At 75.5% G+C, this 832-nt stretch carries 1 protein-coding gene; it reads right to left on the reverse strand.

The features are described from left to right. Window positions 1-224 (reverse strand): hypothetical protein (locus ACIBEF_RS32410; protein ID WP_396797230.1); only part of this gene is annotated, 224 nt, incomplete at its 3' end. Between the last annotated feature and the right edge of the window lie 608 nt (window positions 225-832).

Here is an 832-nt window from a genome sequence, read left to right on the forward strand (position 1 = left end):
TCCCCCTCGATCTGGCTGACCCGCCCGTCCTTCACGAACACCCGCTGACCACACCCCACAGCGCAGTACGGGCAGACAGACCGAGCCACCGAATCGGCGTCACCGGTACGGGCGATCAGCGCGCGGGACCCGTCAGACTTCGCCGCGGCGCCCCGGCCCAGCGGGTCCGTGCCGGTGAGCTGGCGATAGACCGGCCAACCCTCGATAAAGGTCCGTAGACCCACCCGACACCCCCTCCCACGCGAGCGACCCTCTGAAGATAGGTCAACTGAGACAGGTTCGCGAACCGAGGATGCACAGACAGCGCCGCCCCCGGCTGGTGGGCCGGGGGCGGCGCTGGCGTCGGTGTGCAGGTCGCCTCTCGGCGAGTGGCACGACGCGGCTCCAGCCGAACGGTATTCCGCGAGGGCGATATTAGGTGAGGCCCGGGGACACTGAGTCACACCGACACCCTCCACAACCAGCCCGCCACCGCCATTGTTCCCGCACCCGCCTCACCCACCCATCCGACCGCCGCCCGCACGGCCGGACCGCCGCCCGGCCGCGGTGCCTTGGTGCCGTAGCGCAGCAGCCGCTCCACTCCCGCCGCACCGAAGGCCGGCGTTGGCGGTCCGCGCGGGCAGCGCGGGCGGCGCGGGTAGCGCGGGTAGCGCGGGTAGCGCGGGTAGCGCGGGCGGCGCGGGCAGCGCGGGCAGCGCGATGCGGCAGGCAGCCGGGCAGCGCGGGCAGCGCGGGCAGCGCGGGCAGCGCGGGCAGCGCGGGCAGCGCGGGCAGCGCGGGCAGCGCGGGCAGCGCGGGCAGCGCGGGCAGCGCGGGCAGCGCGGGCAGCGCG

Origin of the sequence: Micromonospora sp. NPDC050795 (assembly GCF_044456785.1) — a bacterium.
Classification (GTDB): domain Bacteria; phylum Actinomycetota; class Actinomycetes; order Mycobacteriales; family Micromonosporaceae; genus Micromonospora.